The sequence below is a fragment of the Halalkalibacter sp. HAAS-P014 genome (assembly GCF_056619965.1).
On record NZ_JBWQTV010000013.1, the window covers coordinates 226,378 to 251,471 of the forward strand.

Consider the following 25,094-nt stretch of genomic DNA (forward strand, 5'->3'; position numbering starts at 1 on the left):
GTTTTGTAATGACTGGAAAGACTTTCAATATACGTCATATTTTCATTATCTTCATATTATCTACAGGGCTAACAAATCACGTTATTATCATACCTCTTTTATTAAATGCAGCCGGAAGAGATGCGTGGTTTTCCATTCTCATGTCCTTTTTTCCAGTTATTATTTGGCTTGCCCTCCTATTTATAGTAATGAAGCGTCTTGGTCAGGAGAAGCTGTACGATTGGCTGAAAAATAAATATGGAAATGTGATTGCAAACCTAATCATTATCCCTTTTTTTATTTATGCGATTGTTAATTTTTATATCACATTCAGAGATACGACCACTTGGATTGATTTATCCTATTTGCTATATACGCCCAATTCAATTGTTGCGTTTGTTTTTTTAGTTTTGCTTTTTCTTGTTGCAAGATCTGGGGTACATTCGCTTGTTATGTGCGGGGTTGTTATTTTACCATTTGTTGTAATATTTGGTTTTTTTGTAGCGGCAGGAAATATGCCAGAAAAAGATCATTCGTTGCTTTTTCCTATACTTGAGCATGGATGGAATCCGGTTTTTCACGGGATGGTTTATGTGATAGGTGGGACCTTTGAGATGATTCTCCTTCTTTTGATGCAACACAGAATAAAAGGTGAAATTCGCTTCTTTCATCTTATTATTTTGAGCCTTATCTTAATAGGTTTAACATTAGGGCCTACGATTGGAGCGATTACTGAATTTGGCCCTATAGAAGCCATGCAACAACGATATCCTGCCTTTGAACAATGGAGACTATTAACACTTGGTGAGTTTGTTGACCATCTCGATGTTATGTCCTTTTATCAATGGATGTCTGGTGCATTAATTCGACTCGCATTTTTCCTTTTTATCATAAGCAATCTCTTTTTACGTGACGATTCAAAGCATCACTCGAAAGTTTTATTTCTGATTATCATTGGCTTTGTCATTTTGAATGCTATACCAATTAGTGATGAGATTTTCTTACATATATTATTGAATTGGTTTTATCCAATTAATATTATATTCGTAGGTTTACTCACCGTTTTACTATTTCTATTGAGTCAATTTGCAACCATGAAAAAAGGGGGCAATGCTGATGAAAATCACAAGCAGACTCTCTAAATTACGAAAACAACAGCTCAATACTAATAAAAGTGAAACAGATAGCAAGGATAGTCAAGAGTTACTGCCGGAAAAAATAACAGAAGAAGCGATTTTAGAGACATTTTTAAATACAGAAGATGTCATTACACAAAACTATATGCTCGGAACTAAAGATGAACCGGTTCGAATAATATACTGTGAAGGTTTAGCAAACTCAAAGGAGTTATATCAATTTTTCTTGCCTCGTATTGAGGAAATTATTAATGAATCAGAAAATGACTATCAGTTTTACAATCAGTTACAAAAACGGCTACCTATTCGTCCTCTTGCTACCGATGAGAGTATGGAAGAGGTTGTTTACAATGTTTTTTCCGGTGACTTAGTTTTATATTTCAAAAGTACTAGACGAATCTTCTTCTTAACGATTTCAGAGGAGCCTAATCGTACACCTGAAGAATCAAATACAGAAATATCAATTCGTGGTCCAAAGGATGGATTTACGGAAGATTTAAGTACAAATGTTGCGTTGGTGAGAAAACGATTACGGACAAATACACTGTATAGTGAAACATTCATTGTTGGGAAACGAAGTAAGACAAAGGTTTCATTATTATATCTAGCAGACGTTGTAAATCCAGAAGTTATTGAAGAAGCAAGAAAGCGTATTAAGGATATTGATATTGATTTGCTGGAATCTAGTGCAAAGCTAGAGGAACTTCTAGCAGACTCACCTTATTCCATTTTTCCACTATGTGAGTTTGCGGGTAGACCCGATTATGTTGTTAACTGTCTCAACTATGGGAAATTTGCAGTATTGGTTAATGGCGTACCAAACGGTATTATTGCACCTGCTACATTTACAGTGCTATTAAAAACACCAGAGGATTTACATACGCCATACTATTTTGTTTCTTTTGAGGTTATGTTGCGTTTTACTGGTTTAGTTATAGCCATTTTTCTACCTGCACTATGGGTTGCGATTATGACTTTTCATTTAGAACAAGTGCCATTTCCATTATTAACAACAGTTGCTTTATCAAGGCATGGGATCCCCTATCCCACTGCACTTGAAACCGTAATAATGTTACTCTTTTTAGAACTATTTCGTGAAGCGGTCGTCCGGTTAGCCAAGCCGGTCGGGCAAACTGTAGCCGTAGTAGGTGGCCTTATTATTGGAGATGCAGCCATTCAAGGGGGGCTAGCTTCTGCTACTTTACTTGTGGTTATTGCATTGTCCATTGTTGGGACCTTTACACTTGTGAATCAATCTTTAAACGGGACAGTGACGCTTTTAAGGATTTACTCTTTTATATTAGCTGCATTTTTAGGGATTTTTGGTTTTATTATCAGTCTTTTTTCAATCCTATGGTACTTAACAACCCTTACATCTTTTAATGTGCCATATTTATCAACAGGTGGGACGATTAATTTTAAAGAGTTTTTATCTACCTTTGCCAGGTTACCGTGGTCGATGATGAAGAAACGGCCTTCTAGCATGAAGACTCAGGATAAAACTCGAAAGGGAGAATCATCATGAGTTTCTGCTTTTCTCGCTCAGCATTGGTTAGTATGTTGCTCAGTGTGATTGTTCTTTCTGGTTGTTGGGATGCAAAATTAATGAACGAAATGTACTATGCAGTAGCAATAGGGATTGATTACGATGAAAAAGTGGAAGAGTATATTGTCTACGTTCAATTTATTGATTTTGCATCAGTTGCTGCAGCAGATGTTGGACAACCAGCTGAACAATTTCCACCTTGGATTGGACGAGCTACTGGGGAGACGGTCAATACTGCCGTATCAAATTTATATGAAGAAGCACAGCAACGTGTTTTTTGGGGACATATGTCTGCATTAGTACTCTCGGAGAGTGCAATAAAACAAGGTCTAGGCGATAACCTTGATTTTATCAGGTATCCAGAATTTAGATATACACCTTGGGTATTTGGAACAGAAGAATCACTAATGGATATTCTTTCGATGACATCGATTTTTGAACTTTCACCATTACAAACGATCCTGCATGATCCAATGCCTACCTTTGAACAAAGCTCAATGATACCAAGAGTTCGTTTGAATCACTTTTTTACTTCATTATATGAACCAGGTGCAATACTAACCCTCCCGAACCTAGTAGTATCAGATGAAAAGTACTACGAAGATACAGAGGCAAGGGAAAAGTACTCGATAAATGGTGCTTTTTTTATACAAGAGGAAAGCTATAAAGGGTTACTAGAAAAAGAGCAACTAGCTGGGTATCGTTGGCTCCAGGAAGAAACCTTCCGTACAGGACTTCCTATTGACGGTGACAAGGGCCCCAAAGCGATAGCTATCTTAATAAGTCCAGATGTTGAAATTGCGTATACTGAAAGAAATGGAGAAGTAAAATTTGATTTGGATTTATCGTTTGAAGTGAATTTGACCGAAGTATTAGAACCGACTTCAGGAGAAGAGGTTGAAGATAGAGTAAAGGAAGAGGTTATAAAGGAAATAAGAGAAACGTATCTTGAAGGGTTGAAAATTGGAGCAGATATTTATCAACTACGAGAACGAATTTATCGTGATGACGTTCAACTGTGGAAGGAATTAAATCAAGATAAACCTTTCGAGTTAACAGAAGACTCACTAAATGAAATTAATGTCGACGTTAATTTAATCCATACAGGGAAATACCAACTAAAAAACAAAAAACTTTATAATGATAAATTATGGGAAAAGGTGAACTGAAGTTTTACGTTACAATTGGGTGGTAACCGCTAAGTTTTCTTTAGTGGTTAACCCATTTAATACACAAAGAAAGTGTGCAATAAAGAAAGTTTTTTTACATATATTGAACTGCCTACCCTAAGAAAAAGCTTTAATTAAATCGAGCATATGGAGGTTCCAAAAGGGGGAATTATCTTGGGTGTAATGGAAATTTTGGCCTTTGCAGTAGCTGCTGGTGCGCTTTCTTTTGCCATTTCTTCGGATGAAAAAGTTAAGAAACTGGAAAAGAGAATAAAAGAGTTAGAGGATAAAATAAAGGAAAAATAGTGTGTTGTAAGGAGCCGGATGGTAGGTATTCGGCGATAATGAGAAAACAATTACTGAAGCTGTTTTTTTACTTTAAGAAGGGAGGAGAAATTATGTTTTCATTTAAACTTAATGAGGATACTGAATTACGATTGTTAGAAACAAGACATGCAGAAAATCTATTTCTATTAACGGATCAATCAAGAGAGTATCTTAGAGAATGGCTGCCTTGGGTTGATTTTACAAAAGAGGTAAGCCATTCAAAAGAGTTTATCGAAGGGACACTGAAGCAATTCAGCGAGAATAATGGCTTTCAAGTTGGAATTTGGTATAAAGGTGAATTAGCAGGAGTCGTAGGCTTACATGGTATAAACTGGGCCAATAAATCAACTTCATTAGGGTATTGGTTAGGTGAAGAATTTCAGGGGAACGGGTTAATGACTAGTGCTTGTAAATCAGTTATCGACTATTGCTTTAATGAACTAAACGTAAAAAGAATCGAAATACGTGCAGCAACTGAAAATCGAAAAAGCCAAGCGATTCCTGAAAGACTTGGTTTTCAAAAAGAAGGCTGTCTCCGAAGTTCGGAATTCTTATATGACCGGTATGTTGACCATTACGTCTATGGATTGATAAAGGAAGATGAGAAGCGACTTACGTAAGAAAAGAGATACTAGAGCAAAAGGGCGCCTTTCTATATTGCAAAATTAGCACATAGGAACATAAAGCTGATGAATACTAAAAACAAGCAGGAAAGCAGAGGAAAGGGTCTTCATAAAGTCGATGAAGACCAAAAACAAGCAGGAAAGCAGAGGAAAGGGTCTTCATAAAGCTGGTGAAGACCAAAAACAAGCAGGAAAGCAGAGGGAAAGGTCTTCATAAAGCTGATGAAGACCAAAAGCATGCAGGAAAGCAGAGGAAAGGGTCTTCATAAAGCCGATGAAGACCAAAACGAAGCAGAAAAGCAGAGGGAAAAGTCTTCATAAAGCTGATGAAGACCAAAAGCATGCAGGAAAGCAGAGGAAAAGGTCTTCATAAGCAGTTAAAGACTTACATCGAGTCTCTAAGGTTATGTTAAAAATGCTTAAAATATACAATAAGGGGATTTGAAATGAGCAATTTAACAATTAAAGAACTTCAATCACAAGCTGAAATTATAAAAGTCTTTCCAGTTATGAAACGACTACGAACTCACCTTGATGAAGATACCTATCTGGAATTAGTTTTGGAGGCAAAAGAGAAAGATAGGTATAAACTGTTTGCGTTACTTGATGAAGGAGAAATAGTTGCAGTGGCAGGCTTTAAACCTATGATCACATTATATTATGGGAGATTTGTTTGGGTTTGTGATTTAGTAACGGATCCTACTAAGCGTTTAAAAGGCTATGGTGAAAAACTGCTTACATACGTTCATGAATGGGCAAAGGAAAACAATTATGAAACTGTTGCTTTATCTTCGGGATTACAGCGTACGGACGCACATCGTTTTTATGAAGAGAAAATGGATTATGACAAAGTTAGTTATGTATTTAAAGCAAGTCTGAAATAAGTGGGAGTAGGGAGGGGGGATAGATGTATGGGATAGAGTCTACTTTTTGGCTGAATTTATTATGGTTGTTAGCTATTGTAGTAGTATTGTTGGTTGCGTTTCATACACTGATGAGAAAATGGCTAAAAGTTGAGAGAAAGAAATTCTTTACCTATAACCACGTTAATGAGAAACATAAAAAGATAGATTGGACGATTAGAATCACTACCATCGTCATTATCTTTATAACCTATTTTATAAACATCATGAGAGGCCCTACGGATTCACTTTGGTATTTACAACCGTGGTTTATTTTATTCGTTTTTATTGTTGTTTCTGAAATGGGTAGAGCAGTGATGGAGTGGAAGTATGCAGAAAATCCAAATGATTATAAATTGACAGTTAGTCAAATAGTGTTTGCTCTTTTATTGTTCTTTACCTTGTTCAAGACTGATTTTTGGGGGCTAATTTAATTTGATTGCTTTGCAGGAAGGAGGGAAGAAAATGACTGTTGCTCAGTTATGGTTATTGCTCATTATCCCCATAGCCATAGGTATAACGGTATCGCTAAGTATTGGAATATACAAAAAGTCAAAAGTGTCAAAAATCGCTATCTATACCGTTATTACGTCTATTTTTGTAGTGCTTCTTAATGTTCTTTTACTAGGTAGTGATGATCTAGGATTATCACTTAGTACGATTACGTGGAGCGTTATTCTCTCAATTATCGCAGCAGGGTTTACACATGTTGATATAGCTAATTTTAGTAGGAAAGAAGTCAACTAAAATGGAGCTAACTGATGCAATCTCTTACTAACAGGGATTGCTTCTTTTTATTGAATTAGGTGGGATGGGAGTTAAAATCTTAATATGAGGTATGCTTCAATTGTTGGATAAACAAGAGAGAAAGAAAAAGAAGGCTGTATAACGATATCAAACATAACAAGCAACGTTTCAACTTCGGTTGGAACGTTGCTTGTTTATGTTAAAGCATTCTTTACGTTCTTGGAGTTACTAGAGTGTTAAAAGCTGCACTGCCTCTATCAATGGAATGGAGCAGTGCAGCTCTCTGTTCAATTATAGATCCGTAACGGCGCCTTTAGAAGCGGATGAGACAAGGCGAGCATACTTGTTTAAGACACCTCTTGAGTAACGAAGTGGTGGGGCTTGCCATTCTTTTAAACGTTGTTCTAATTCTTCTTCACTAACATCTACAGTCAATTCTTGTGTTTCACTGTTTATCGTAATGGTATCTCCGTTTTTTAGAAGTGCGATTGGTCCACCAACTTGCGCTTCAGGAGATACATGTCCAACAACCAACCCATGTGTCCCTCCTGAAAATCTTCCGTCAGTAATCAAGCCTACTTTTTCGCCTAATCCTTTTCCGACGATGATCGCGGAAATGGATAACATTTCGGACATGCCTGGACCTCCTTTTGGACCGGTATAGCGAATGACTACGATATCTCCAGGCTTAACCTCATTGTTCAAGACAGCTTCTGTTGCTTCCGGCTCTGAATCAAAGACTTTTGCGGGACCCGTCATCTTTTTAACTTTCAAGCCGGACATTTTCGCAACCCCTCCTTCGGGTGCCAAGTTCCCTTTAAGAACAAAAAGTGGTCCAGTTTCACGAATCGGATCGTCAAATGAGCGTATAATGACTTGACCTTCTTTTAATGGTTCCTGTTCTGCCAAGTTTTCAGCGATTGTCTTACCTGTGACCGTTAAACAATCACCATGAAGGAGCCCCTTTTCTAATAAAAGTTTCATGACAGCCGATACCCCACCAACTGAGTGCAAGTCGTGCATAACATATCGACCACTTGGCTTTAAGTCAGCAAGATGTGGTACTTTCTTACGGATCCGTTCAAAATCGTCTAATGTTAAATCAACATCTACAGAATGAGCAATTGCTAAAAGGTGCAGAAACGCATTCGTCGAACCACCAAGTGCCATCACAACTGTTATCGCATTTTCAAAAGCCTTTTTTGTCATAATGTCTCTTGGATAAATTTCTTTTTCTAAAAGATTCACAACGGCATGTCCTGATCTTTCACAATCATCGAGTTTTTCCGGCGTCTCGGCAGGGTTGGATGAACTTTGTGGAAGACTCATTCCCATCGCTTCAATGGCAGAGGCCATCGTATTTGCTGTATACATTCCGCCACATGAACCTGCACCAGGACAAGCATGGCACTCAATGTCTTTTAAATCTTCCTTATTGATCGCACCAGCGTTATACTGACCTACTGCTTCAAATACAGAAACGATGTCAATATCTTTTCCTTCTTTCGACTTCCCGGGAGCAATCGTTCCTCCATAGACAAATACAGCCGGAATATTCATTCTGCCGATCGCAATCATGCAACCGGGCATATTTTTATCACAGCCCCCAATTGCAACCACGCCATCTAGTCGTTCAGCCCCAACTACCGTCTCAATCGAATCGGCAATCACTTCTCGACTTGGAAGAGAATAGCGCATTCCTTCATGCCCCATGGAAATTCCATCGGAAACCGTAATGGTATTAAAAATTAATGGAGAGCCTCCTCCGCTTTTCGCGCCACTCTTAGCCTTAAGAGCTAATTGGTCAATATGCATATTACAAGGCGTAACTTCACTCCATGTACTCGCAATACCAATCATTGGCTTTTGAAAGTCTTCATCATTAAATCCAACTGCTCGCAGCATCGCTCTATTCGGGGAACGGTTTTCCCCTTCGCTGATATCGATACTATGGATTCGTAAATCTTTCTTATCCACCTTAAATCCCCCTCGAAATTTTTATTATTCTCGGTAAGTATTTCCTTTTTTGTGCTTGTGTAAACAGAACAGATATATATGAAGGACAAGTGAAAGTGGAAATGCAGAGGAAGAGGTCTTCATAAAGTCAATATAAAATTATTATTGTTGGTTTTATTAGTGATGAGAAGGTTCCTAACCGTAAGCTTATTAATAGGTGTATGTATGCTAAAATAATGAATATAAGAAATACTCCATTTAAAGATGGCATGTAAAGGAAGATAGATAACGATGGTAACGGTTATGAGTAAAGCAGAGCTAGTAAAAGCAGTCAAAAATAAAGAGAAAGTGATTGTCATAAAGGGAAAATTAGCACAAACACTGAAACCCTTGGCAAAAGTAAAGAAGACTCCGGATGTTCACGAAGGAATGAGCCATAAAGCACTTGCTGCTAGCATAGCTGGATCTAGTGCAGGAGCATTGGCAGTACCAGTCCTAATTACAATTGTTGTTACATTAGGGGTAGTGATAGTTGTTGCAATCTTACTGAACTATAATGTGAGGTTAGTAACAAATGTGGTTACGGGGGAGATTGAATTGGTGCTTGAGAGGAAATAGAGGTATGTAGTAGTGAGTGACGGGGGATTAGCGCTTGCCATCGATGTGAAAGGGGGTGCCAACTCGGCATCCCCTATTAATCTATTCTTAATCTTCGTATCTTAAATTCCAACCGTTAGTAACGGTATCATATTTTCTAATTAGAGCTCCTTCTAATCTTTTTGCTTCTTCTACAGAGTTACAAACTTTTAAAGAAACCGTGATTTCATGTCGGTGATCAAATAATTCTCTTTTACAGCTTGCAGATCCTCTCCAATGTTCTTGGAGCCTTTTTCTTAATCCTTTAGGACTTTGGTTGGGGCGGTCTTCAATGCCACGCCCTACGTATTTCACTGTTCCTTTATGATGCATAATATAGACTCCGACTTGGTTTGGGGCTCTATCCTTTACCTTTTCAAAGCTGTTCATCGTATTTACAGCAGCGCTTGCGGCACTTGCTAACTTCTTTAATAGGCTCATAGTCTTATCTCCTCTTTATGTAATAGATAAAGTTTATTCTAATAAGGTAAAATTGCCTACTATTATTTTTCGTCAAATAACGACAAGTTTCGGAAAACTCCATGGCATCTTTTAATAAAATAAAACGTACCGACGTCGTTATGATGGATATGGGAGAGAAACAGGAGCAACCACGGTGTTGCTCCTGTTTCTCAAATTTTTGAAAGGATCTATCCGTTAGTTAATCATTACATGAAGCGATACTTGGTGGCGAGGCCAGAACGCTTCAATCACGAGTGCTTGTGGCTGTAAGTTAGCTGGAACAGTAAATTCGTTGTTTGTATCCGAAATTCTTTCTGTATGGATGATTCCGTCTAACAGATACGTTAACTCTGTTGTATAGTTCTCATTTGGCTTTTCAATAAAGGAGACTGAAATGGTATCTCCTTCCTTAATATCATGTAGATCATAGTGAGGGTCTTCTACTATTCCTTTTGGGAGAACGTACGGTTCTAAGCGGATTCCGTCTGTTCCTGAAGAGTTGTAGCGCGATATTGGGTCAGCGACTGCAACTTCTTTATCGTTAATCATGATTACGGGTGATGGAAAGCCGACTTGGTTGATTTCCTCTAACTCCTGCGACACTTGATGGTTATTCAGCCAAGATGGCACAAGCGTGAGGAAAAGGATGACGATAGGCGTAACGGATAACAAGGCCTTCTCTCTTCTATTCGTGAAATGTGGTAACTCATCAAATGCAAAAAAGATGGCAGCCACGACAACGGCGATTGAGACAAATTCACTGAATTCATTAAAGAGGAGCAAGCTTATTAGTACAGCACTACCTATATGTAGGATGAAATTAACGACCAGGCGTGAAAAGCCTTTTAGTAACCTGGTGACATAGCCTGCTAAAACCGTTACGGGAAGAGCCGTTAATAAAATGATCGGCACGCCGTATAGCATGAACCAAAGGACAAAGATTAAGGTATCCTCGAATCTGTAATCTGCGGCCACTCCATTTGGGCTAAACAAGTGATGTGACAGAGGCAAAATAAATAATAAAATAAGGTACGCGATCAAGCTTTTGAAAGTGACTTTTGCTTTGTGTTTGAACATATAATCCCTTTCTAAACTAGTAGTATTGTTGGTAGTTTTCAATTTTGTGAGTAAGTTACGCTATTGCAATTTTAACATAGTATCATTGTGTTGCCTGTCACCACCCGAAATTCCTCAAGTTAACTGATTATCAATGTATGCAGCTCACTTCAACATGATGGTTACCTCTCTGCCACAAGTATGGTAAACTATGGTGGATTTTAGAGTGGAGTGAATAGTTTGTTGCTTTTTTAGTAAGGGTATGCGGGAGTGAAGAAAGCTAATAGAAAAATAGAAAAAGGGAAACTCTCTGAAACATTTCAAGGTTGTGTTGATTGATTACGAACAAAGGTGTGACACGGTGAGATATTCAACATTTTTTATAATTATTTGTACGTTATTAGTAACAGGTTGTTCGTTTGGAAAAAATTTGGAACAAGCTAATGAGATAAGGGTTATTGGTCAAATGAAACCGACAGAAGAAAATCAGTATCATCTCTATAGTTACTTTGATTTTGACGGCAGCCCGGCGCCTCCAGAACCATTTGTATCTGATGATGAAAATCAACAGTATCAATATGAGGTTTACAACTCCATGAACGTTGTTTTAGAACTTGGAAAACTTCATTTATTTAGTGTTCAAGGAGCTGAAGGTGGCGAAGAACAAATTGATGTTTTGAACATTGAACAATTTCCCACTTTTGTATTGTTAGATAAGGAAGGGGTCTTATTGCAAACTTCTGATATAGATTCAGTAAACGCGCTGTTAAGTGAAATTCCCGATATTGAAGAGAGGGAGAAACAATAGGGACATAAGTAATCTCAATGTAAGGGGGGATTTTCTTGAGCGAAGAGAAAAAGGGTCTGTATATCATGATTGTCTTAGGGGCAATTGGAACTGTCTTGGTGTTAGTCGGAGCGCTGCAATTTTTTGAAATGGACGGTATGAACGGATTCATGACCATTTTGATTGGGTTTTTACTAACGATGACATATATTAATTACTTAGAGATGAAAGCACGTGTCCCAAAAAAGGTCATTTGGCTGCGAGTGATTTTTTCAATCTTGTTATTTGTTATGTTAACTCTCTTTATTTATTAAGTAGTTAAACGAGGAAGTGCAGATGAAAAGGAGGGAATCGCTAAATAGGACGTTTCGCCGTTATATTAGGGTTTTTACCGTTATAATGAATCTTTCGCCGTTAAATCGAGATTTTCACCGTTAAATCGAGATTTTCGCTAAGAAAGTCAGAAGTAAGAGCAAGGTTGGTGGACTGCGGTATAGTTTCGAGAAGAAATGTGGATTTTTTGAAGAAGATGCTCTGCTTTCACTAAGATGAGGGCAAACATCAACTAGATATTTGCTTTTCTGAGATGAAATACATTGTTTCGTTATCGGTGTTAAACAATACAGCAGTCCTCTTTTTACTCATGCGTCATCGGTATCGTAAATCCAAACATCTTCATGAGACTCAATGACAAAGCCACCATGAAGGTCGTCCTCATGATCAAACAATTGCTCAACCTTTTCTTTAATGGATCTGACTTTTCCTGCGTGGTCATTTTGACCTTCCTTATAGAGGGACTTGATGAGACCATCGAAATCGTTAATGATTTCTGCTTTTTTTCGCTTGGACATGGATATCACCTCCTGTGTTGGTGTTACCTTCATTATACCAGTTATCGGTAGTACTATGCTAGGAGCTCGGGCTCGGGGTGGCGATAGTTGCCTAATTATTCTGAGGGGTCAGACCCCTGTTTTGATGTCTACCTTAGTCGTTGTAAGCTTCACATGCGTAATCTAAGCTACTTGTAAAATAGCAGGAGTTGTAACTGCTACTACTTTCGACATAAAAATTGTGAAAGAATTAGCGAAAAGTACAAAAGTACAATAATTAGGAATAAAATAACAAAAAATTACAAATATAAAAAGGAATATTGACTAGCTTGATGGAATACTACTACTCTATCAAGTCTTTTTTTGTTGAATAGAGTTCATATTAACCGGGAGGATTGTCATGCAAAGAAAGTGGAACTGGGTATGGTTGCTTCTTCTTTTCTTGAGCTTTGGCGAAATGGGACAGGTTCAGGCGAATTTTACTATTCAAGAAGGAACGCAATATCACCCGATCCATTCCCAAATGGAACTTCTTGAAGATGAAGAAGGGAATTGGGAAATAGAGGATATTATGTCATCGGCTTTTTCACAATCCTTTAGAGAGAACGAAGGTGGAATTCCTAGTTTCGGATTTAATGCGCCAGTATATTGGTTGCAATTTCAAATAGAAAATACCTCACAAATTGAAAACTTCATTTTAGAATTACCTTATGCGCCACATGACTCCATTCAGTTTTACTATCCAAATGAAGACGGTGAATACATGCAACTTGATGGAGGAGACTTGCTTCCTTTTCGAGAAAGGGCACGAAATCATCGCCATGTCACATTTGATGTCTCGCACCCTAGAGGAGATACTAGGACCTATTTTTTACGTATAGAGAGTGAAGGTTCGATGCAGCTTCCGGTGAAGTTGTGGACAAGAGATGCTTTCTTTGAAAAAAGCATAGGTGAATACTTAGTGTTAGGGTTGTCGTACGGGGCTGCGCTCGTGATGATTGGCTATAATTTATTTCTTTACTTTTCCCTCCGAATTCGCAGTTACTTGTGGTATGTCGTCTATATTGTAGGTGTAACGATGACCCATCTGACGTTAAATGGACTAGCGTATCAATTTTTATGGCCTGAGAGTCCGTGGTGGAATAATCGATCGATTGTTTTTTCTCTAGCGATTGCCAATGCTGCTGCAGCTCTATTTGCCAATGAATTTTTAAAAGCGCGAACCTATACACCAATACGTAGTAAAGTGCTTTTATGGTCTGTAGTGGTAAACCTTCTTTTAATTGGCGTACTAATGGTTAATTATAGTCTTGCGTTAGACTTAGTCATGGCTTGTACGGTGATAGTTGTTGCGCTAATTTTATCAGTCGTTGCCCACAGTTGGAAAAAAGGCTTCAAGCCAGCTGGCTACTTCTTTCTTGGTTGGTTTATCTTTTTGCTAGGAACTTTATTAACTGTACTAGCAGATGCGGGGCTAATTCCTGTTACAACTTTCACAAAGTATGCAGCTCAGATTGGGACTGGGTTTGAGATCGTTTTCTTCTCTCTTGCACTTGCCGAACATGTGAAAGTGTTTCAGAAGGAGAAGGAAGAGGCGAAGAAAGAGGCCTATGAGAACAAGGAAATAGCGATTCAGCAGTTGCAGCGAGCAGACAGGTTGAAGGACGAATTTCTTGCCAATACGACACATGAACTGCGAACACCTCTATATGGAATGGTTGGTATTGCTGAATCATTGCGAGATGGTGTAGCTGGCAAGGTGAACGATCCGGTTAAGACCAATCTTTCTATTATTATTAATAGTGGACAGAGGTTGGCCCATTTAATTAATGACCTCCTTGACTTCTCCAAGCTGAGGCACAAAGAACTGACTTTGGATAAACGAGCGATAAGCCTTAGAGATGTGACAAAAGTAGTTATTGCGACTATGGAGCCGTTGACGAAAAACAAAGACCTGCGAGTGGTTAATCAAATTCCTGATCATCTCCCTTTTGTTGAAGCCGATGAAGACAGGGTGCAACAGATTTTACATAATCTGATTGGAAATGCGATAAAATTCACTGATCGTGGAACAGTGACGCTTACGGCTGAAAAAGGGATTGGAGAAATCATTATAAAGATCATTGATACAGGTATAGGGATGACTCAGGAGGATCAAAGCATTGTTTTTAATGAATTTGAACAAGGTCATAACTTTGGAGTTAGGCAACGTGGGGGAACAGGACTGGGGCTAAGTATTACAAAGGATTTAGTAGAACTGCATGGAGGAACGATTTCACTTGATTCTACTCCATCAAAAGGCACGACTGTCCTATTTACTTTGCCAATCTATAAGGGGAATCAACAAAGTAGACCTGTGAAAGCGGATATTGTTGAAGAAACGATAGAATGGCATGTGAGCGATACTTTGCCCTCGTTAACAAAAATAAAAAACGCAAGAGTTTTAATTGCTGATGATGAACCAGTAAACTGCCAAATTTTGGCGAATCATTTGACTCATAATGGCTATGAGGTGATCTTTGCAAAAGATGGAGCAGAGGTCATTGAGAGAATTAATAAGGAACCTACTATTGATTTAGTCATTCTTGATATAATGATGCCGAAATTATCAGGGTTTGAAGTGTGCAATCACTTGAGGGAAACGTTTTCCTTGACCGAACTTCCGATTTTAATTTTAACAGCAAGAAATCAGTTGCAAGATGTGGTCACCGCCTTTGAGGCCGGGGCAAATGACTATTTAACGAAGCCTTATTACAAAGAGGAGCTACTTGCACGAGTTGAGACGCTTTTAACATTAACAAAGGCGATTACAGAAGTGACCTCGAAGCAAGAAATGTTAGATAAGCTAAACCGTGAGCTGTTTACATTGACCCAGGAGTTAGAAGGTCGAGTAGAAAAACGAACAAGAGAACTTGAAATCAGAACAGAAGAGCTCATGCAATTAGAGCAATCGCGTAGGACTCTACTATCTAATATTTCACATGATATAGGTACACCGATGACGGCGATCAAAGGATATGTGAGCGCCATGATCGATGGAGTGATCGATTCAAATGATCGTTCCTATCTTGACATTATTTATAAGAAAACGGTGTTTATTGAACGGTTAATCCAAGATTTATTTGATCTTTCGAGATTAGAAGCCGGACAAGTGAGTTTTCGCTTCGAGCCAGTCACTGTTGAAGACCTGGTCGCCGATTTCTATGATAGTTTCAAAGAGGATGTCCGGCTAAAAAATGTGAAGTTTGAGATGATTCCACCAGATAAGATGAAAGAGCTACTGCTAGTAGTAGATATGGATCGCATTAATCAAGTTATGTCAAACTTAATTAATAATGCGTTGAAATACACATCTTCAGGAGGGTCAGTTACGATTACGATGAGGGAATTGGAGGATTTCTTCTCTACTATAGAAGAGGGGATGGAGCATACGAGTGAAATTGCGGCTGGATTAGAAAAAGAAATAGGCAGCATGCGTTTTCTCGTGATTTGTGTTTCTGATACTGGTTCAGGCATTGAGCCAGAGCGCTTGCCACATATTTTTGAACGTTTTTACCGTGGTGATGGAAACGAAAGTGACTCATCCTATAGAAATAGAGGGCTTGGTCTAACCATCTCTAAAGAAATCATTAAAATACATGGTGGGATCATGTGGGCAGAGAGTACACGAGGGAAAGGAAGTTCATTCTATTTCACATTACCTCTTGGAAAGGATCGAGAAGCAAATGGAGAAGGAAACTATTATCGTAGTCGAAGATGATAAAGATATTAGAAATCTACTTGAGCTCTATCTCGAGCGCCATTATCATGTCTGTTCATATGAAAATGGTGATGAAGCGTTGAAGATGATAAAAGAAAAAAGACCAGATCTAGTTATTCTTGATGTCCTCTTACCTGGTGAGAATGGATTTGCGATTTGTCAAACGCTTAGGGAAGAAGAAATTGATGTTCCGATTCTTTTTTTAAGTGCCAAAAGAGAGATGGAGGACTTAATTTATGGGCTTGAGCTTGGGGCCGATGATTACATGATAAAGCCTTTTGACCCTGGAGAATTAATGGCTAGGGTCAAAGCGCATCTTCGCCGTAGTCAAGTGATGAAACGAAAAGAGGAAAAAGACAAACATATTATCAAGGTGGGAGATATCGAGGTTAACACTTATAGCTACGCAGTTACCCAGAATGGAGAGAAAATCCATTTGTATACGAAAGAACTGCAATTACTGTTAGCTCTTGCCAAACACCCATTTCAAGTATTTAGTACGGAGCAGTTATACAATATTGTTTGGGGTGAAAACAAATACGGAGATTTAAAGACGGTTTCGGTTCATATTCGAAACTTACGAAAAAAGATTGAAAAGAACCCTTCAAAACCGAAACACATAATCACGGTAAGAGGTTTTGGTTACAAATTGCACCCGACCGACAGTAAACAGTAAGTTCAGTAATTTTATTAAGAATTATTAGAATAGTTTGTTATTTTTACCTAGTTTTAAAGTGACTGTTTTACAATTGTCCTAGATCAATCAAAAAGCTCTAAGGGAGGCTATATGATGGATATTGAATTAGAGGAAGAATGGATTAAGTTAATGAAACAAGCTAGGGATTTAGGGATAACCAAAGAAGAGGTTCGTCTGTTTTTGCTAGAGGAGAAACAGAAAGAGAAGACTATTAACGCAGTTTAATCTCATTATAAGAAAGTGATATAAAAATGGACAGATGGATTAATTACATTGCTATTTTTGTATTTCTTTAATGATAATTGGCCCTTGTATAGGGTTATTTTTTTTGGTGTGAATATGGAGGCAAGGGAGATTCTAGTATTGTGGGGGATATTGTCTTCATTTAATAATCTTATAATACCATTCTATTTTAGGGAAAGGAAGAGAAATTTATAGAAATTTTGAGAAAATTTCCACCTTTTGTCGAGGATGAGGGTATGTTGCTAATAAAGAGGCAATATTGCAGAAGAAAGTTGAAAAAGAGCTAAGAAGTAAGTTTCGCCGTTATATTGAGATTTTTGCCGTTATTTTAGAATTTTCGCCGTTAAATCGTGACTTTCACCGTTAAATCTCTATTTTCGCTAAGAAATATACGTTTGGGGCAACTGAAGGTGCTGGGGGCGATTTGTCGCTGAGAAAAGGAGCACCCAAATAAGAGGGTGCGCTCTTACTCCGAAAGATTAATGAGTAGTGTTTGTAAGGTCAATCTCAGAGATGTCTGTGAATAAATTGTAGAAAACATCTTCTTTTTCAGGGAAATACTGTTCCTTTAAATGAGCGTGGATTTCATTCCGATTTGGCTCTCCCTCAGATTCTACAATAATTCCTTTAAAAGGGATTCCGTATTCCTTAACGATCTCCTCGTCTAATATGATTGACCATGTTTTCACAGTAAACGCCTCCTAAGTCGTGGTGAAAGCTTGTCTCCATATGAGATGGAAATAAGTTGTTACTTAGTATGTACATAAAAAAGAATTATATGAACAGTGGGATTTTTTGGGAGGTAGGGGTCTGACCCCTACCTCCCCTGGGTATCTCCTTACTCGCGATCAAATTCATCGGGATCAGCGAACGAGCGCTTTCCTGTATCCAAACCGTTGATTAATTCCATCTCCTCTCTTGTTAATTCAAAGTCAAATACATCGGCATTCGAGATGATCCGGTGTTCTTTTGTTGACTTTGGAATCGTGACTACACCACTTTGTATGTCCCAACGGATGATGACTTGTGCTGTAGATTTCCCGTGTTTTTCGGCAATCTGTATAAGCGTTGGGTTATCAAGAAGTTTGCCTTGCTTAAGTGGTGACCAAGCTTCTAGTTGGATTCCGTGCTCTTTGCAGTATGCTCTTAGTTCCTTTTGAGCAAAGTGAGGGTGGAATTCGACTTGGTTGACCATCGGTTTGATTTCAGCCTCATTCATCAGCTCATCTAGATGATGCTCCTTGAAGTTACTGACACCAATAGCACGAACTTTGCCATCTTTATAAAGTTTTTCGAGCGCTTTCCATGTTTCTTTGTATTTTCCTTTCGCAGGAAATGGCCAATGAATTAAATAGAGATCAAGATAGTCTAATCCGAGCTTGCTTAAGCTTTTTTCAAAGGCTTGTAGAGTGGACTCGTAACCTTGATGTTTATTCCAAACTTTTGTTGTGATAAAGAGTTCTTCGCGTGCGATTCCTGATTCTTTGATCGCTTGGCCAACGCCTTCTTCGTTTTGATAGACTGTTGCGGTATCAATACTTCGGTAGCCGTTTTTAATCGCAGCTTTCACCGCATCAATTGTTTCCTGCCCGTCGGCTACCTTAAATACCCCAAGACCGATCCAAGGCATTTTCACTCCATTATGTAAAGTCGTCGTGTCTTTTAAGCTTTTTAGCATGAGAACTCCTCCTTTAAATGTGGTTATCTCTTATTGTCGCATAGGAATTTGTTTCCTGTCACGAACTTACCATTGCAAGTGTAAGTAGCGAAAATACCTGCTTACTGCTGCGCTGCGAACACAGCTTCATTTTTGGATAGGACTGGTCTTATAGTAGTTAATATTGTCAATCTTTGGGCTTGCTTTTGAGTTAGGGAGGAGAAAGGTATTAGGGAAAATGTGATAAAAATCGTAAAAATTGTACATTTTTCCATAAATTTTCTATATAATAGTTAGTGCATTTGTCATGTTGTTCTCGTGTAAACTTATTGGTAGTGCAATAATCAGGAAAAAGGACGGGGTTCTTTTCTTAGAGAAGGGTGGGTTATTAGCTCTTTTATTAGTGTTGCATACATATTGTTTATCAATTGAGGTATTGAAAAAGTTGAACTTATGGAGATTAGTAGTGGTGGCAGTGATTGCGTGATGCCCCTAACTATTTATGTATAGAGGCATTACTTCAATAGGAGGGATAAGATGAAACTTAGTAAGTTAGTAGTAATTGGACTGATACAAATTATTTTATTAAGCATTGTTTCAACGGTAATAGCAGAGGAAGAAAAGGATGATGACATCATCGAGTTTGCCGATGAGAACTTAGAGGCGGTAATTCGAAAGGAAGTTGACAAGCCTTCCGGAGACCTCGTGAAAAGTGATGTTGAATCAATGACGTCTTTAACTGCTCAAGACGAACATATTCAATCACTTGAAGGAATTGAACATCTTGAGTCTTTAACAGAGTTAAATGTAGGAAGCAATCGTATTCAAGATCTCACGCCCCTTGATTCATTGACCAATTTGCAAGTGCTGAATGTAAGTGAAAATGAAATAGAAGATCTTTCTCCATTAGAGGAGCTAAGCAATCTTGATCGGTTGTATCTATCTAGAAACCGTATTAGTGATGTCGGGCCGTTAGAGGAGCTTGAATCGTTAACGATTTTACAGATGGATCATAATGAGATTAGCAATATCGTACCACTTGGCAAGCTAACGGATTTAGCAACTCTTTGGATTGATCATAATGAGATTGAAAATGTTTCAGAATTACAGCACCTGCATCAACTAGAAGTATTACGGGCCAATGATAATGATATTTCTGATGTGACATCGATACAGAATTTAAAAAATCTACGAGTCTTGCATCTATCAAATAACCCGATTGGTTTCATCAAGCCATTAGGTGGATTATCAGAACTGGAAGTGCTTTTTTTAGATGAGGGGAATGTAAGAGAAGTAATTGATTTTCAAAGTTTAACAAACTTGAAGATTTTAAGCCTGAAAGACAACAATATTGATGACATTGTTCATTTGAGAACATTGCACAATCTAGAGGAATTATACTTAAGTGGCAATAACATCAATGATTTTACGCCAACAGAATCTTTTTATAGCACGTTAAGATCAAAAGATTTTACATTAGATGGTTCAGAAGTTAGTGAAGACACTTCCTCTCAAAGCCAAGAAGAAAAAAACAATGATCTATTGCTTTATATTTTGCTTGGAGTCGTCATTCTTCAATCGGTTGTTGTTGCAGTAATTCTAGCAAAGAGGAATAAATCGGCATAAATGAGCTAGGTTGGTGGCATTTCGTTAATGTCACCTCCTTTCATTTGAAATTGTAATACAAAAGGTTGGTGAGAGACATGAGTGCTCCTATGAAAGATGTAAAAAGTGTTCTAACGATATATGTGCAAGGAAAGCTAGCAAGTACGATTGATATGGAATATAGCAAAGACAAGAGCCAATACACACTTGGCCGGGCGAGTGAAAATGATATCGTGATCAATTCGCCGATTGTGTCTACATTTCATGCTGTGTTTGAATTGCGGGATGACGGCTGTTATGTATTCGACTCCAATAGTACAAACGGTCTTTATGTAAATGGGGAGCAAGTAACAGGTGTGAAACTTGAAAATGGCGATAATATTCGGATTGATGACTTTTATCAACCACATGATGACGGTATCTTAATGATCTATTCAGTCTTAGATGATCACAGTGATGAAAGGTGGACTGAATTGCCGCTTGTGTCAGATAGAGTAACGATCGGCCGGGACGAGTTAAATGATATCCCGATTCCACATAGCCTAGTCTCAAGGACACATGCTGTGGTTGTGAGAGAAGGAAATTCTTTCATTCTTGAAGACAACCATAGCACAAATGGTACATACATAAATGGTCAACAGTTAATTGGAAGAACGAAGCTAAGTCATGCTGATGTGATCATTATCGGCCATACGAAGCTGATTTTTCAAACGGATAAAATTATTTTTAATGTGCAATCGAAAGGGCTTCGTATTGACGCGATTCAAATTACAAAAGATGTTCAGGATTCAGGTGGTGGCTACTTTAAAGGGAAATCGACGAAACGTATTTTAGATGATATTAGCGTTAGCATTAAGTCTGGCGAGCTTGTCGCGTTAATCGGGGGCAGTGGCGCAGGAAAATCAACGTTTTTGGATAGCTTAAATGGGTTCCGTTTGCCGACAGAAGGGAGCGTGTTGGTTAATGGCGATGATTTCTATACCAATTATAATGCATATAAAAACATCATGGGGTACGTACCACAGCAAGACATTGTCTATGATACGTTAACCGTTTCAGAGATGTTAACGTATGCAGCTAAGCTACGGATGCCAGAAGATACAACAGAGGAAGAAATCGAAAACCGAGTTCAAGAAGTAATAAAAGATGTTGAACTTGAAGGCAGAGAGGATTTAGTTATTAAACAATTGAGTGGTGGGCAAAGAAAGCGTGCCAGTATTGCCGTTGAACTGTTAGCGGACCCTAAATTGTTTTTCCTGGACGAACCGACCTCTGGTTTAGATCCGGGCATGGAACGGAATATGATGAAGTTGTTGCGTAAGCTGTCTAATAGAGGCAAAACCATTATTCTAATTACCCATGCAACAGCGAACCTTCATTTATGTGATAAGGCCATTATTTTAGGTTTTGGAGGGAAACTTTGTTATTTTGGGCCTGCTAACGGTGCACTTACATTTTTTAATGTAGAGGACTATGCCGATATTTACGATTTAATCAACAAGGAGTCGCATATTTGGCAACAAAAATTTAAAGAGTCCCCATATTTTGGGTATCATAATTCATTGGTTCAAAAGGATGCAAAAACAACGGAGCGAAAGGCTGTTACAAAAAGTAGCAGCTTCAAGCAACTGAGCATTTTAACGAAACGTTATTTAAAGCTTACACTCATTGACAAGCAGCGATTAGCATTTCTCATTTTACAGGCGCCGTTCATAGCGTTTTTATTGAGTATGGTTAGTGATCGGGATGCCTTTGACTTATATGAAACGTCAAAAGAAGTAGTCTTTACGTTATCGGCCTCCGCTGTTTGGATCGGATTATTAAATTCATTGCAAGAAATTACAAAAGAGAAAGATATCTACCGGAGGGAGCGGGCTGTTAATTTAAAATTAGGGCCATACATTACGTCAAAATTGATTGTATTAAGCATGCTCACTTTTGTTCAGACATTTGCTTTTGTTGGTGTGTATGTCTTTATGATGGATATCCCAAAAGAAAGTTTGCTTGGTTCCTTTGCGTTGGAGTTTTTCATAACCTTTTTCTTAACAACGATGGCTGCAACAACGTTAGGTCTCTTTGTTTCCGCTATGGTTGATAACTCTGATCGGGCAATGGGGTTAGCGCCAATCTTGCTCATCCCTCAGTTGATTTTCAATGGACTCGTTTTTAAATTAGAAGGGTTTTCAGAAGTTATTTCCAATCTAGCTATTAGTAAATTTGCGTCAAGGGCATTTAGTATTTCGATTGATTTAAATGGAAAACCGACTGAAATAGAGACACAAGCGTTAGTACCACCTCGTGACCTCCCGGCTTATTATGCTTATGATCTATCATTGCTCTATCAAAATTGGGCGATCTTACTAGGGTTTGTGATAATTAGTATTTTTGCTAGTTTACTGTTCTTAAAGATAAAAGAAAAACAATAGATGGGAGTGGAAGCTGATGGAGAATATTTTACTCTATGTCATCATTGGTGTGATTGTCGTGATGAATCTCGTGATCGTTTTATTAGTGAGGAACAAACCGAACAAAGCTGTAAACGTGGCAAACGATCAAAATGTAGTTCAAGAAAAGCCTGTTACCCAGTATGACAAGACGGAGGTAATCGGCCAGCGAAGGCAAGAGAGAGGAAACCAAAGTCCGGAACGTGCAGCTTCTGTGGGGAAGCCAGATGTGATGGAAGAAATTACTCCGTTTACAGCCCGAGAAAAGGAGACCATTCGGAACAATCTGGATGAAACGGTTCTATTAGGACAGGAGGAACAAGTGGCTCCGGTAAACAATGAAGCACAGCCTTTCGGGGTTCTCTGTTATCAAGAAGGGGGCCAGCTTGTTGAGGTAGAGTTGTCTGAGGAAAAGACGTTAATCGGAAGAGACCCAGCTATGTGTGATGTGCTAATAGAGAGTGATCATGCTGTCGGGCGAAGTCACGTTATGTTGCATAAACAGGGGGATAAGATCTTCTTGGTTGATTTAAATAGTAAAAACGGTTCCTTTATTGACGGGATCCCTTTCAAAGGAAAAATAGAGGTCCATCTAAATACAACGTTCACAATTGGGCAAACGGAAATGACATTAAGCCCAGTGGAGGTAGGCGTTGAATCATAGCCAATTGGAAGAAACGCAGCCTCTCTTGTCCCTCCGTTATGGTTCTTATTCACATAGAGGAGTGAGAAGTGAAAATCAAGATTCGCTGCTCCTCTATCATGATCATATTTTGTACTCTTTTGGTATTGCAGATGGTGCAGGTGGACATAAGTTTGGGAAGCAAGCGAGTTTGGCGACCGTGAGAGCTCTTGAAGCTGAGCTTAGGAGCGATCACGTTTATACGATTGGGTATCTCACGCAAGTAATTAAAAAGAAATATGATCAAATCAACAAACATATCTACAATCATGGCCAAGCAACAAAAAATGTGATGGTTACGACATTATCGATGATCAATATTTTAGACCGACGCATGATCATAAGCAACGTAGGCGATACAAAGGTTTTCCGAATTCGAAACGGTACAATCAAGCTACTATCAAAAGTTCACACTGTCGCTTGGTTGGAGTATGAGCAGGGTTTGATAACGAAACAACAATTAATCGATCACAAGGAAAAACATGTTCTAACTGAAGGGATTGGTGGGTCTGAAACAATTAATCCATACATAGCAACGGCAACTTTTCAGGATGGAGACATTTACATTCTTTGTTCAGATGGCCTTTATAACTTCGTAGAGGAAGAGGAGTTGCTTGAGTTATTCCAGGTGGCCCGTAAGTATAAAAATGAAGAGCTAGATGAGCAGTGTAAGCAGTGTGTGTATCGAGCACTAAACAACAAAAGTGATGATAATGCCTCGATAATTGCGGTGCAGGTATAAGATAGGGGGTCAGACACTTCGGTACTGCTGTACAGTGGTAAAGAGGTGTCTGACCCCAAAATCTAATAGGCATATATGACTTTTGGCGTAATAAGTATAGGAGAGAATATGGGAAAGTATCAAAAAATTGTATAAAAGATTGCGTGTTTATATTATAATGAAACTTGCGGAATTTTGATGGAGGTTAATTTACAATTATACCTATATATTTAGCCTTATTGAATCAGGACTTATCATCTAATTTAAAAAATTTTGAAAGGGTGGTTCGGTGAACTGTAGAAACTGTCAAGGAACGTTAGAGGAGGGTATGAAGTTTTGTCTTCATTGTGGTACAAAAGTATTGAATGATGAAGCCAATCAACAAGTCCCTTCAGAGCAACAGCAAGTTACTTATTCACAGCAACAAACAGCTAGCAGTACGGAGGCTTATGCTGGAGCGCAGGAAAAAAATAAGTATGTAGAACAAGGAAAGGCTGCAGGGAAGCAATATTATCAATTTATGCTGCAAGTTCTTAAGAACCCAATGAACTTTAGCAGAAGGATTACTAGCAATGATTTCGTGAATGGAATTATTACGATTGTTCTCTTTTCTCTTTTCTTGCCATTATTTTCTTATACGATCATGAATCAGATGAGCCGTGGATTTGTTAGTATTCCGTTTGGCGAAGTGGTTATAAAGCCGTTCTTTATGCTTGTTATTTTTATGGCTGTTCTTATCGCTGTCATGTTTGGGGCGAGCAAGTTAATGAAGTCGAATATCGATTTTAAAACATTAACAGCTAAGTTCGGTACGTTCTTACTATTGCCGATGTTAACGGCAGTTGTTTCAGTTATTTTTGCTTTTCTATCAATCTATATGTTTGGAAGTATCTTATTCCTTTTAAGTCTTTTAGGATTCTTTCTATCGGTTGCGGTTACGCTGTTCTCGATTAAAGGTGAAGACCCGAATGGACTTGACCTATATTATGGAATTGCGGGCACGTATTTGGTACTGATGATCATTTTAGCTGTGATCGGTGACGGCATCGTCGGACAGTTCTCTGGTATTTTTGACTACCTGTAGAAAACAGTCTGATCAGTTAGGAAAATCTTAAAAGAGAGTTGGTTC

The 25,094-nt window shown here is 38.4% G+C and carries 25 protein-coding genes; 19 read left to right on the forward strand and 6 right to left on the reverse strand.

All coding sequences use genetic code 11. From position 1 onward, the window contains the following. Positions 1-8: 8 nt before the first annotated feature. From AC1FXZ_RS11200 to AC1FXZ_RS11235, 8 genes are all read left to right on the forward strand, one after another. Positions 9-1,121, forward strand: coding sequence for an endospore germination permease (locus AC1FXZ_RS11200; RefSeq protein WP_480053572.1), 1,113 nt, complete (start codon positions 9-11; stop codon positions 1,119-1,121). Then, positions 1,096-2,640, forward strand: coding sequence for a spore germination protein (locus tag AC1FXZ_RS11205; RefSeq protein WP_480053574.1), 1,545 nt, complete (start codon positions 1,096-1,098; stop codon positions 2,638-2,640). The genes AC1FXZ_RS11200 and AC1FXZ_RS11205 overlap by 26 nt, the downstream gene beginning before the upstream one ends. Further along, a complete protein-coding gene (locus AC1FXZ_RS11210; RefSeq protein ID WP_480053576.1) occupies positions 2,637-3,830 on the forward strand; it encodes a Ger(x)C family spore germination protein in 1,194 nt (397 codons plus the stop codon). Before AC1FXZ_RS11205 ends, AC1FXZ_RS11210 begins: the two co-directional genes overlap by 4 nt. A 174-nt stretch (positions 3,831-4,004) precedes the next feature. Continuing rightward, positions 4,005-4,136: a hypothetical protein gene (locus tag AC1FXZ_RS11215; protein ID WP_480053578.1), complete on the forward strand. Its 132-nt coding sequence runs from the start codon at positions 4,005-4,007 to the stop codon at positions 4,134-4,136. A gap of 92 nt (positions 4,137-4,228) precedes the next feature. Next, positions 4,229-4,777, forward strand: coding sequence for a GNAT family N-acetyltransferase (locus tag AC1FXZ_RS11220; RefSeq protein WP_480053580.1), 549 nt, complete (start codon positions 4,229-4,231; stop codon positions 4,775-4,777). A 449-nt stretch (positions 4,778-5,226) separates the two neighbouring features. Further along, complete coding sequence (locus AC1FXZ_RS11225) at positions 5,227-5,664, forward strand: GNAT family N-acetyltransferase (RefSeq protein ID WP_480053582.1); 438 nt, start codon at positions 5,227-5,229, stop codon at positions 5,662-5,664. Positions 5,665-5,687: 23 nt separating this feature from the next. Continuing rightward, positions 5,688-6,116: a DUF4181 domain-containing protein gene (locus tag AC1FXZ_RS11230; RefSeq protein WP_480053584.1), complete on the forward strand. Its 429-nt coding sequence runs from the start codon at positions 5,688-5,690 to the stop codon at positions 6,114-6,116. Positions 6,117-6,147: 31 nt separating this feature from the next. Beyond that, positions 6,148-6,429, forward strand: a complete 282-nt coding sequence (locus AC1FXZ_RS11235) for a hypothetical protein (protein ID WP_480053586.1) — start codon at positions 6,148-6,150, stop codon at positions 6,427-6,429. A 291-nt stretch (positions 6,430-6,720) separates the two neighbouring features. Here the strand turns inward: AC1FXZ_RS11235 and ilvD are convergent, their stop codons facing one another. Further along, the gene (ilvD, locus tag AC1FXZ_RS11240; RefSeq protein ID WP_480053588.1) at positions 6,721-8,406 is read right to left on the reverse strand and encodes a dihydroxy-acid dehydratase; all 1,686 of its coding nucleotides are present in this window, start codon (positions 8,404-8,406) and stop codon (positions 6,721-6,723) included. Between the two features lie 270 nt (positions 8,407-8,676). Here ilvD and AC1FXZ_RS11245 point away from each other — a divergent pair, with 270 nt between their 5' ends. Then, positions 8,677-9,003: a hypothetical protein gene (locus AC1FXZ_RS11245; RefSeq protein WP_480053590.1), complete on the forward strand. Its 327-nt coding sequence runs from the start codon at positions 8,677-8,679 to the stop codon at positions 9,001-9,003. 87 nt (positions 9,004-9,090) lie between these two features. Here AC1FXZ_RS11245 and AC1FXZ_RS11250 read toward each other — a convergent pair whose 3' ends face one another. Beyond that, a complete protein-coding gene (locus AC1FXZ_RS11250) occupies positions 9,091-9,462 on the reverse strand; it encodes a GIY-YIG nuclease family protein (protein WP_480053592.1) in 372 nt (123 codons plus the stop codon). Positions 9,463-9,678: 216 nt separating this feature from the next. After that, positions 9,679-10,560 carry a hypothetical protein gene (locus AC1FXZ_RS11255; protein ID WP_480053594.1) on the reverse strand — a complete coding sequence of 294 codons (882 nt, stop codon included), beginning with the start codon at positions 10,558-10,560 and terminating at the stop codon, positions 9,679-9,681. Between the two features lie 340 nt (positions 10,561-10,900). Between AC1FXZ_RS11255 and AC1FXZ_RS11260 the strand changes: the two genes are divergently transcribed. Beyond that, positions 10,901-11,347 (forward strand): hypothetical protein, encoded by a 447-nt coding sequence (locus tag AC1FXZ_RS11260; RefSeq protein ID WP_480053596.1) that lies wholly within the window; start codon positions 10,901-10,903, stop codon positions 11,345-11,347. 35 nt (positions 11,348-11,382) lie between these two features. Continuing rightward, positions 11,383-11,640 (forward strand): hypothetical protein, encoded by a 258-nt coding sequence (locus AC1FXZ_RS11265; protein WP_480053597.1) that lies wholly within the window; start codon positions 11,383-11,385, stop codon positions 11,638-11,640. A 327-nt stretch (positions 11,641-11,967) separates the two neighbouring features. Here the strand turns inward: AC1FXZ_RS11265 and AC1FXZ_RS11270 are convergent, their stop codons facing one another. Continuing rightward, complete coding sequence (locus tag AC1FXZ_RS11270; protein WP_480053599.1) at positions 11,968-12,177, reverse strand: hypothetical protein; 210 nt, start codon at positions 12,175-12,177, stop codon at positions 11,968-11,970. A gap of 379 nt (positions 12,178-12,556) precedes the next feature. On the opposite strand from AC1FXZ_RS11270, the gene AC1FXZ_RS11275 reads away from it, so the two are divergent. The 3 genes from AC1FXZ_RS11275 (at position 12,557) to sinI (ending at position 16,838) form a co-directional block, all read left to right on the forward strand. Next, positions 12,557-15,916 (forward strand): ATP-binding protein, encoded by a 3,360-nt coding sequence (locus AC1FXZ_RS11275; protein ID WP_480053601.1) that lies wholly within the window; start codon positions 12,557-12,559, stop codon positions 15,914-15,916. Then, positions 15,882-16,592 carry a response regulator transcription factor gene (locus AC1FXZ_RS11280; protein WP_480053603.1) on the forward strand — a complete coding sequence of 237 codons (711 nt, stop codon included), beginning with the start codon at positions 15,882-15,884 and terminating at the stop codon, positions 16,590-16,592. The genes AC1FXZ_RS11275 and AC1FXZ_RS11280 overlap by 35 nt, the downstream gene beginning before the upstream one ends. Before the next feature lie 114 nt (positions 16,593-16,706). Next, the gene (gene sinI / locus AC1FXZ_RS11285) at positions 16,707-16,838 is read left to right on the forward strand and encodes a DNA-binding anti-repressor SinI (protein ID WP_480053605.1); all 132 of its coding nucleotides are present in this window, start codon (positions 16,707-16,709) and stop codon (positions 16,836-16,838) included. Between the two features lie 497 nt (positions 16,839-17,335). Here sinI and AC1FXZ_RS11290 read toward each other — a convergent pair whose 3' ends face one another. Then, complete coding sequence (locus tag AC1FXZ_RS11290) at positions 17,336-17,545, reverse strand: hypothetical protein (protein ID WP_480053607.1); 210 nt, start codon at positions 17,543-17,545, stop codon at positions 17,336-17,338. A gap of 149 nt (positions 17,546-17,694) precedes the next feature. Then, the gene (locus tag AC1FXZ_RS11295) at positions 17,695-18,534 is read right to left on the reverse strand and encodes an aldo/keto reductase (RefSeq protein WP_480053609.1); all 840 of its coding nucleotides are present in this window, start codon (positions 18,532-18,534) and stop codon (positions 17,695-17,697) included. 516 nt (positions 18,535-19,050) lie between these two features. Between AC1FXZ_RS11295 and AC1FXZ_RS11300 the strand changes: the two genes are divergently transcribed. The 5 genes from AC1FXZ_RS11300 (at position 19,051) to AC1FXZ_RS11320 (ending at position 25,049) form a co-directional block, all read left to right on the forward strand. Continuing rightward, positions 19,051-20,139 (forward strand): leucine-rich repeat domain-containing protein, encoded by a 1,089-nt coding sequence (locus tag AC1FXZ_RS11300; protein ID WP_480053611.1) that lies wholly within the window; start codon positions 19,051-19,053, stop codon positions 20,137-20,139. An 89-nt stretch (positions 20,140-20,228) separates the two neighbouring features. Further along, positions 20,229-22,544 carry an FHA domain-containing protein gene (locus tag AC1FXZ_RS11305; RefSeq protein WP_480053614.1) on the forward strand — a complete coding sequence of 772 codons (2,316 nt, stop codon included), beginning with the start codon at positions 20,229-20,231 and terminating at the stop codon, positions 22,542-22,544. A gap of 16 nt (positions 22,545-22,560) precedes the next feature. Continuing rightward, positions 22,561-23,226: an FHA domain-containing protein gene (locus AC1FXZ_RS11310; protein ID WP_480053616.1), complete on the forward strand. Its 666-nt coding sequence runs from the start codon at positions 22,561-22,563 to the stop codon at positions 23,224-23,226. Then, complete coding sequence (locus AC1FXZ_RS11315) at positions 23,216-23,986, forward strand: PP2C family protein-serine/threonine phosphatase (RefSeq protein WP_480053618.1); 771 nt, start codon at positions 23,216-23,218, stop codon at positions 23,984-23,986. The genes AC1FXZ_RS11310 and AC1FXZ_RS11315 overlap by 11 nt, the downstream gene beginning before the upstream one ends. A gap of 307 nt (positions 23,987-24,293) precedes the next feature. After that, the gene (locus AC1FXZ_RS11320; protein ID WP_480053620.1) at positions 24,294-25,049 is read left to right on the forward strand and encodes a hypothetical protein; all 756 of its coding nucleotides are present in this window, start codon (positions 24,294-24,296) and stop codon (positions 25,047-25,049) included. The last annotated feature ends 45 nt before the right edge of the window (positions 25,050-25,094 follow it).

Excerpts from the sequence above, each read along its gene's own strand:
- AC1FXZ_RS11255 (WP_480053594.1), bottom strand. The coding sequence starts at position 10,560 with ATGTTCAAACACAAAGCAAAAGTCACTTTCAAAAGCTTGATCGCGTAC.
- AC1FXZ_RS11320 (WP_480053620.1), top strand. The coding sequence starts at position 24,294 with ATGAAGTTTTGTCTTCATTGTGGTACAAAAGTATTGAATGATGAAGCC.
- AC1FXZ_RS11230 (WP_480053584.1), top strand. The coding sequence starts at position 5,688 with ATGTATGGGATAGAGTCTACTTTTTGGCTGAATTTATTATGGTTGTTA.
- AC1FXZ_RS11305 (WP_480053614.1), top strand. The coding sequence starts at position 20,229 with ATGAAAGATGTAAAAAGTGTTCTAACGATATATGTGCAAGGAAAGCTA.
- AC1FXZ_RS11300 (WP_480053611.1), top strand. The coding sequence starts at position 19,051 with ATGAAACTTAGTAAGTTAGTAGTAATTGGACTGATACAAATTATTTTA.
- AC1FXZ_RS11220 (WP_480053580.1), top strand. The coding sequence starts at position 4,229 with ATGTTTTCATTTAAACTTAATGAGGATACTGAATTACGATTGTTAGAA.
- AC1FXZ_RS11225 (WP_480053582.1), top strand. The coding sequence starts at position 5,227 with ATGAGCAATTTAACAATTAAAGAACTTCAATCACAAGCTGAAATTATA.
- AC1FXZ_RS11210 (WP_480053576.1), top strand. The coding sequence starts at position 2,637 with ATGAGTTTCTGCTTTTCTCGCTCAGCATTGGTTAGTATGTTGCTCAGT.
- AC1FXZ_RS11310 (WP_480053616.1), top strand. The coding sequence starts at position 22,561 with ATGGAGAATATTTTACTCTATGTCATCATTGGTGTGATTGTCGTGATG.
- sinI (WP_480053605.1), top strand. The coding sequence starts at position 16,707 with ATGGATATTGAATTAGAGGAAGAATGGATTAAGTTAATGAAACAAGCT.
- AC1FXZ_RS11250 (WP_480053592.1), bottom strand. The coding sequence starts at position 9,462 with ATGAGCCTATTAAAGAAGTTAGCAAGTGCCGCAAGCGCTGCTGTAAAT.
- AC1FXZ_RS11200 (WP_480053572.1), top strand. The coding sequence starts at position 9 with ATGACTGGAAAGACTTTCAATATACGTCATATTTTCATTATCTTCATA.
- AC1FXZ_RS11235 (WP_480053586.1), top strand. The coding sequence starts at position 6,148 with ATGACTGTTGCTCAGTTATGGTTATTGCTCATTATCCCCATAGCCATA.
- AC1FXZ_RS11280 (WP_480053603.1), top strand. The coding sequence starts at position 15,882 with ATGGAGAAGGAAACTATTATCGTAGTCGAAGATGATAAAGATATTAGA.
- AC1FXZ_RS11270 (WP_480053599.1), bottom strand. The coding sequence starts at position 12,177 with ATGTCCAAGCGAAAAAAAGCAGAAATCATTAACGATTTCGATGGTCTC.
- AC1FXZ_RS11205 (WP_480053574.1), top strand. The coding sequence starts at position 1,096 with ATGAAAATCACAAGCAGACTCTCTAAATTACGAAAACAACAGCTCAAT.
- AC1FXZ_RS11245 (WP_480053590.1), top strand. The coding sequence starts at position 8,677 with ATGGTAACGGTTATGAGTAAAGCAGAGCTAGTAAAAGCAGTCAAAAAT.
- AC1FXZ_RS11275 (WP_480053601.1), top strand. The coding sequence starts at position 12,557 with ATGCAAAGAAAGTGGAACTGGGTATGGTTGCTTCTTCTTTTCTTGAGC.
- AC1FXZ_RS11295 (WP_480053609.1), bottom strand. The coding sequence starts at position 18,534 with ATGCTAAAAAGCTTAAAAGACACGACGACTTTACATAATGGAGTGAAA.